Source organism: Streptomyces albireticuli, assembly GCF_021228125.1.
GTDB lineage: Bacteria > Actinomycetota > Actinomycetes > Streptomycetales > Streptomycetaceae > Streptomyces > Streptomyces albireticuli.
This window is the reverse complement of sequence record NZ_JAJQQS010000009.1, coordinates 214,629-221,811: the sequence shown is the minus strand read 5'-3', so window position 1 is coordinate 221,811 and position 7,183 is coordinate 214,629. Positions and strand designations below refer to the sequence as shown.

At 70.9% G+C, this 7,183-nt stretch carries 4 protein-coding genes and 1 tRNA gene; 2 read left to right on the top strand and 3 right to left on the bottom strand.

All coding sequences use genetic code 11. The features are described from left to right. Both LUZ64_RS18645 and LUZ64_RS18640 read right to left on the bottom strand, forming a co-directional pair. On the bottom strand, positions 1 to 1,293 hold a 1,293-nt coding region (locus LUZ64_RS18645; protein ID WP_232398590.1), incomplete at its 3' end, for an ACP S-malonyltransferase. Between the two features lie 458 nt (positions 1,294 to 1,751). Further along, a tRNA-Leu gene (locus tag LUZ64_RS18640) sits at positions 1,752 to 1,834 on the bottom strand. Positions 1,835 to 2,251: 417 nt separating this feature from the next. On the opposite strand from LUZ64_RS18640, the gene LUZ64_RS18635 reads away from it, so the two are divergent. Together LUZ64_RS18635 and LUZ64_RS18630 are read left to right on the top strand one after the other, a co-directional pair. Beyond that, positions 2,252 to 3,037, top strand: a complete 786-nt coding sequence (locus LUZ64_RS18635) for an ABC transporter ATP-binding protein (protein ID WP_095584551.1) — start codon at positions 2,252 to 2,254, stop codon at positions 3,035 to 3,037. 93 nt (positions 3,038 to 3,130) lie between these two features. Further along, on the top strand, positions 3,131 to 5,650 hold the full coding sequence (locus tag LUZ64_RS18630; RefSeq protein WP_095584552.1) for an ABC transporter permease: 2,520 nt from the start codon (positions 3,131 to 3,133) through the stop codon (positions 5,648 to 5,650). 83 nt (positions 5,651 to 5,733) lie between these two features. On the opposite strand, the gene LUZ64_RS18625 is transcribed toward LUZ64_RS18630, so the two are convergent. Next, positions 5,734 to 7,044, bottom strand: coding sequence for an SAM-dependent methyltransferase (locus LUZ64_RS18625; protein WP_095584553.1), 1,311 nt, complete (start codon positions 7,042 to 7,044; stop codon positions 5,734 to 5,736). Positions 7,045 to 7,183: the final 139 nt, after the last annotated feature.

Genomic DNA, 7,183 nt, shown 5'->3' with positions numbered 1-7,183 from the left:
CAACAACACGTCCTCCGTGAAGACCTCTTCCGGGTACTCCAACGCGGCCGCGTAAATGGAACGAATCGCATCGGCCACGGCACCGCGCTCGACGCCGGCACCGGGCTTCGGGCCGGTCGCCGCGGCCCGGGGAGCGGCCTGGCCGGCGCCCTGGGCGCGCCCCGCGCGGAACTCCGCCAGCCGCTCCTTGCCGAGCCCGACGAGCTGGCCGCCGAAAGCGGCCCAGAACTCGGCGAACTCCGCCGCACCGGCGTCCGGGGCGAAGACGGCGGCGAGGGTCCGGGCCTTGCCCTCGTCGAGCTCCGCGGGGGTGCCGAGGTCCGCGAGCGCGGCGGTGAGGCCCAGCTTCCCGTCGCCGCCCAGGCTCAGCGTGGACCAGGTGGCCGGCCGGGCGCCGGAGCCGAGGACCTTGCCGACCAGCTTGGTCAGCACGGCCTTGCCGCCGACCTCGACGAACCGCTCGGCGCGGCCCTCGCCGTGCAGATGGCGCACGGCGGCGCTGAACCGCACCGGCTTGACGAAGTGCTCGGCCAGCAGCTCGCCGAGGGCGTCGTCGGGCTCGTAGTAGCGGCCGAGGACCGGGGAGTAGACCGGCGTCCGCAGCGGGCGCTGGTCCAGCTTGCCGACCAGACCGGCGAAGACCGGCACGGCCGGCGCGAGGATCGGGGTGTGGAACGGGAACGGCGAGCTGATGTCCGCCGTCGAGATCCCCAGCTGCCTGGACACGGCCAGGGCCTTCTCCATGGCGTCCCGCGGGCCGCTCACCACGGTCTGGGTGTCGTGGTTCTCGGTGGCGACGCTCAGCAGCTCGTCACCGATGAGGTCGATCAGGGCGCGCACCCGGTCGCCGTCGGCGCTCAGCGCGGCCATCCGGCCCGGTGCCAGGCCTTGCCGCTCGATGACCTGCACACGGTGGGCGACGATGCGGGCGCCGTCCGCCACGGAGAAGGCCTGCGCGGCGACCAGGGCGGCGATCTCGCCCAGGCTGTGGCCGACCAGGACGTCGGCCTCCGCGCCGCCGTCGGCCAGGATCTGCCAGGCCGCGAGACTGCTGCCGTAGATGGCCAGCTGCGACACCCAGGCGTCGTCCGCGAGCAGCTTCTCCATCTCCGGCGTCACATCACCGAAAAGCACCTTGCTGAGGTCACGGGAGAAGAATTCCCGGCTGACCGTGTCGATCTCATCGAAAACCCGCTTTATCTGCGGGTACTCACGATAGGCCGCGGCGAGTGCCGCGCCGTCAAATGCACCCTGGCCCGGAAAAAGGGCAATAACCTTGGCGCGCTCAACCATCGTACCGTCGCTCCCTCTTGGCTACCATGGTGTGTGGCGGAACTGAGTTCCAGGTTTCCGGAGGGCGGCATACGTATCCCACTGGCCGATATCTTGCCGATGACGAATTGCCGGAGTAATGAAACTCCGCGCCCCGCCAACGCCCCCTCACACAATCAGCTCGCCCGGGACGGAATACGAACGTTCCATCCCGCAGCATCGAAAAACTTAGCCAGAGCGGCCAGGAGCGTCAATTGTCCTTTGGGACACCGCAATACCCCCCGGGCGGCGGCGCGGGCGGCCGGTGCGCGGGCCCGCCATGGGATCCGACGGTTCGTGACCGATCGAACGTCAGTCAGAAAAACACACCGGCGGACCGGTTTTTTGTTCGGTGGGCCACGCGTTCCGGGATCCGGACCGGAGACCGGCCGAAGCCCTTGCGTGAACCGCCCCGCGGACGAGGTTGAATTTTTGAGGAGTGCCCGGAGCCGGACTTGAACCGGCACGGCCCGAAGGGCCAGCGAGGTTTAAGCTCGCCGTGTCTGCATTCCACCATCCGGGCAGGGCTCTCAAGCGCACAGTCGGAGAGAGGCGCGCGAGCCTCCCTTGTAAGGAGAGCAGGACGAGCCTAGCCCGGGAACGCCCCCCAAACAGCGGAACGAGGACCCGAGGTTGTCTTATTTTATGGGCAGCTGAGGGAACATCAGTACAGGTTCGGCGCCAAAGGCACATGCCACGGGCCGATACCCCCCGCTCATGGCCCCACCCGCTCACGACTGTGGAATTGTCGCAATCTCGCGCCTTCGGGACGGCCGGGGCGCCTGGGGGCTCCCCTCATACCAGAGGAGGAGACGGGGCCGGGCGGATACCTCCCGGGTCTCCCCCGGGAACGAGCACCAGGTCTGACACCCCCGCGCTCCGGGCCAGCGACGATGGAGGAAGTCCCCCTCGACCCCCGTCCCGACAGGAGCGCTCTCCCGTGACCACCACCCCCTTCGGCGTGCAGACCGCCGCCCCCCGCACCACCGCGGTGGCCGCCCGCGCCACGGAGCTCTCCAAGGTCTACGGGCAGGGCGAGACCCGGGTGGTCGCCCTGGACGCCGTCTCCGTGGAGTTCCGCCAGGCCGAGTTCACCGCGATCATGGGCCCCTCCGGCTCCGGCAAGTCGACCCTCACGCACTGCATGGCCGGCCTCGACAGCGTCTCCGGCGGCTCCGCCACCATCGGCGACACCGAGCTCACCGGCCTCACCGACAAGAAGCTCACCCGGCTCCGCCGCGACAAGATCGGCTTCATCTTCCAGGCGTTCAACCTGCTGCCGACCCTGACCGCCCTGGAGAACATCACCCTGCCGATGGACATCGCCGGCCGGAAGCCCGACAAGCAGTGGCTCGACATGGTCGTCGACACCGTCGGCCTCTCCGGGCGCCTCAAGCACCGCCCCAACCAGCTCTCCGGCGGCCAGCAGCAGCGCGTCGCCGTCGCCCGCGCCCTGGCCGGCAAGCCCGAGATCATGTTCGCCGACGAGCCCACCGGAAACCTCGACTCCCGCTCCGGCGCCGAGGTCCTCGGCTTCCTGCGCAACTCCGTCCGCGAGCTCGGCCAGACCGTCGTCATGGTCACCCACGACCCCGTCGCCGCCTCCTACGCCGACCGCGTCGTCTTCCTCGCCGACGGCCGCATCGTCGACGAGCTCCGCCGGCCCACCGCCGACGCCGTCCTCGACCGTATGAAGCGCTTCGACGCCAAGGGCCGTACGAGCTGACCCGCGCGGCCCCGCCCCGGGCCCGTACCGCATCCCCCGGACTCCTCCCCTCGCCCCGCGCTCGGCGGCGCGGGAACCCCACCCAGGACTGACATGTTCCGTACCGCCTTGCGCAATGTGCTCGCGCACAAGGCCCGGCTGCTGATGACCGTCCTCGCCGTCATGCTCGGCGTGGCCTTCGTCTCCGGCACCCTGGTCTTCACCAACACCATCTCGGACGCCTACCAGAAGAGCTCCCAGAAGGGCTTCACCGGCGTCGACGTCGCCGTCCAGCCGCACAAGCGGGACAGCGGCAAGAGCGACCCCGGCGCGGCCCCCCGGCTCTCCCAGGGCCTGCTCGACAAGATCGGCCAGGTTCCCGGCGCCGCGTCCGTCACCGGCTCGGTGCACGGCTTCGCCGCCGTCGCCGACAAGAAGGGCAAGCTCGCCGGCGAGGGCTTCAACTCCTCCGGCGCCAACTACTACCCCGGCACCGGCGGCAAGGACCCCCGCTACCCGCTCAAGAGCGGCCGCGCGCCCCACGGCGCCGGCGAGGTCGCGCTGGACGAGAAGACCGCCGAGCGCGCCGGGTACAAGGTCGGCGACACCGTCCGGATCTCCGTCGACGGCCCCGTCCTCCCGCACAAGGTCACCGGCGTCTTCACCACCGAGGACGGCAACGTCGCCGCCGGCGGCAGCCTCGCCCTCTTCGACACCGCCACCGCCCAGAAGCTCTACGGCATGCCGGGCGGATTCGACGAGATCGACGTCAAGGCCGCGGCCGGCACCTCGCAGGCCGCCCTGAAGTCCGCCGTCGAGAAGGTCCTGCCCAAGGACACCGAGGCCACCACCGGCAAGCAGCTCGCCGACGACGAGGCCAGGATCATCGCGCAGGGCATGGACGGCATGCGGACCAGCCTGCTGGTCTTCGCCGGCATCTCGCTGTTCGTCGGCGTCTTCATCATCGCCAACACCTTCACCATGCTGGTGGCCCAGCGCACCAAGGAGCTGGCGCTGATGCGCGCGGTCGGCGCCAGCCGCCGCCAGGTCACCCGCTCGGTGCTCATCGAGGCGTTCGTCGTGGGTGCCGTCGCCGGCGTCGCGGGCCTGCTCGCGGGCATCGGCATCGGCGCCGGTCTGCGCGCCCTCATCGGCGGCACCGGGGCCACCGTCCCCGACGGCCCGCTCGTCGTCTCCCCCGGCACGGTCGTCACCTCGCTGGTCGTCGGCATCGTCGTGACCATGCTCGCCGCCTGGCTGCCCGGCCGCCGCGCCGCGAAGATCCCGCCGGTCGCCGCGATGAACAGCGTCCACGCCGTGGCCACCACCAAGTCCCTGGTGGTCCGCAACTCCATCGGCGGCGTCCTCACCGCCCTCGGCGCCGCGGTCGTCCTGACCGCCTCCAGCTCGACCATGATGGGCCTCGGCGCGGGCCTCGTCCTCATCGGCGTGTTCGTGCTGACGCCGCTGCTGTCCCGCCCGGTGATCGCCGCCGCGGCGCCGCTCCTGCGCCCGTTCGGCATGCCCGGCAAGCTGGCCCGGCAGAACGCGGTCCGCAACCCGCGCCGCACCGCCGCCACCGCCTCCGCGCTGATGATCGGCCTCACCCTGATCACCGGCCTGACCGTGATCGCCGGCAGCGTGCAGCAGGCCCTCGACAAGATGGCCACGGGCTCCCTCAAGGCCGACTACGTCGTCTCCATGGCCGGCATGACCCCGCTGTCCACCGATGTGGAGAAGAAGCTCTCCGCCCACCCGGACGTCACCGCCACCAGCCCGCTGCGCGACTCCCCGTCCCGTATCGACGGCGACCACCAGCAGCTCAAGGGCGTCGACGGCCGGAACATCGGCAAGCTGACGAACCTCGAGTTCACCGCGGGCTCCTTCGGCGGCCTCACCGGCGACAAGGTCGTCGTCGACGACGCCACCGCCCGGGCGAAGCACTGGAAGCTCGGCACGTCCTTCCCCGTCACCTTCGAGGACGGCGAGCAGGGCAGGCTCACGGTCTCCGGCGTCTACAAGGGCAACGCCCTGATGGACGGCATCATGGTCGACACCAGGACCCTGACCCCGCATCAGAGCCAGGTCGACGACCGGCAGGTCATGGTCAAGACCAAGGGCGGCGTGAAGGAGACCACCGAGGACTCCCTGCGCAAGGCCCTCGGCGACAACCCCGCCATCCAGATCCAGACCAAGCAGGACATCTCCGACGGCATCTCCAAGATGATCGGACTGCTCCTGAACATGCTCTACGGCCTGCTGGCCATGGCCGTGGTCGTCGCCGTCCTCGGTGTCGTCAACACCCTGGCCATGTCGGTCTTCGAGCGCCAGCAGGAGATCGGCATGCTGCGCGCCATCGGCCTGGACCGCAAGGGCATCAAGCGGATGGTGCGCCTGGAGTCGCTGATCATCTCGCTCTTCGGCGGTGTGCTGGGCGTGGGCCTGGGCGTGTTCTTCGGCTGGGCCGCCGGTGACCTCATCAAGAAGGGCCTCAGCACCTACGAGCTGGTGCTCCCCTGGGGCCGGATGGGCGTCTTCCTGCTGCTGGCCGCCCTGGTCGGCGTGCTGGCCGCGCTGTGGCCGGCCCGCCGGGCGGCGAAGCTCAACATGCTCGCCGCGATCAAGGCCGAGTAGCCTCACCCCCTCCGATACGGGTCCGGCCCCGCAGCGCGTGCTGCGGGGCCGGACCCGTTTCCGTACCGGAAGGGGCGCGGGCCTCAGCGCCAGTCGCGCGGGCGCAGCGGCACCCCGGACTCCCCCGACACCGGGGTACGGACCGCGAGGACCTGGTTGACGCCGATCCGGTTGCGCTCGAAGGACAGCGCGGACGCCGCCATGTAGAGCCGCCAGACCCTGGCCCGGCCGGGCGAGGTGAGCTCGACGGCCTCGTCCCAGTGGGCCTCCAGGTTGGCCACCCAGCGGCGCAGGGTCAGCGCGTAGTGCTCGCGCAGCGCCTCCACGTCCCGGACCTCGAAGCCGGCCTCCTCCAGCTGGGCGGTGGTCCGGCCGACCGGGGCCAGCTCGCCGTCGGGGAAGACGTAGCGGTCGATGAACTCGTCGACCTCGTAGGCCTCCTCGTCCCGCAGCGGGCGGCGGGCGATCTGGTGGTTGAGCAGCCGGCCGCCGGGCTCCAGGAGGGCGTACAGGTCGGCGGCGTACTCGGCGTAGAGGGCGGAGCCCACGTGCTCGGCCATCCCGATCGAGGAGATGGCGTCGAAGGGCCCGTCGGCGATCTCGCGGTAGTCCTGGACCCGGATCTCCACACGGTCCGTCAGACCGGCTTCGGCGACGCGCTTACGGGCGTAGGCGGCCTGTTCCTCGGAGAGGGTGATGCCGACGGCGCTGACGCCGTACTCGCGGGCCGCGTGGAGCACCATCGAGCCCCAGCCGCAGCCCACGTCGAGCAGCCGCTGACCCGGCTCCAGGGCCAGCTTGCGGCAGACGAGGTCGAGCTTGGCCCGCTGGGCGTCCTCCAAGGTGCTCTGCGGACTCTCCCAGTAGGCGCAGGAGTAGACCATCGAGGGGCCGAGGACGCGCTCGTAGAAGGGGTTGCCGACGTCGTAGTGGTGGCTGATGGACGCCTTGTCGCGGCGCGGGGTGTGCAGCCGTCCGCCGGTCCTGCGGACCTCTTCGCGCGGGGGCCGGGGGCGGAGTCCGGGGCCGGAGAGCCTGACCAGCTCGCGGGCCGCGCCGCGCATCCGCGGGTCGCGCACGGCGGCCAGCAGGGCCGCGAGGCCCTTGGGGCCCGCGGTGTCCTCGTCGCGCTCCCAGAGGGAGCCGGCGAGCAGTTCGAGCGCCTCGTAGAGATCGCCCTCGACGTCGAGGTCACCCGCCACCCAGGCGCGGGCCAGGCCGAGTTCGCCGGGCTTCCACAGCAACCGGCGCAGGGCACGACGGCGGCGGACGACCAGGACGGGTGTGCCCGGGGGGCCGTACTCGCTGCGGTCCCAGGCGCGGAGCCGGATCGGGAGCGGAGCCCCCAGCACCTGTTCCGCGAGCGCGGTGAGCCGTCGAGCGGCGTCGGCCATGTCGCACACCTCCATGATGCAAGGTCAGGAGAAACGTTCAACTGACACCTAAACACCCGGAGTGGGTCCGGTAGTCCCGTTCCGTCAGACTAGATCGACTCTGCGCTTCCGAACACGCCGAAAGGCGCCCACCCCACGG

What these genes read in the sequence shown, in the direction of transcription:
- LUZ64_RS18625 (WP_095584553.1), bottom strand. Translation starts at nt 7,044, where the DNA reads ATGGCCGACGCCGCTCGACGGCTCACCGCGCTCGCGGAACAGGTGCTG.
- LUZ64_RS18630 (WP_095584552.1), top strand. Translation starts at nt 3,131, where the DNA reads ATGTTCCGTACCGCCTTGCGCAATGTGCTCGCGCACAAGGCCCGGCTG.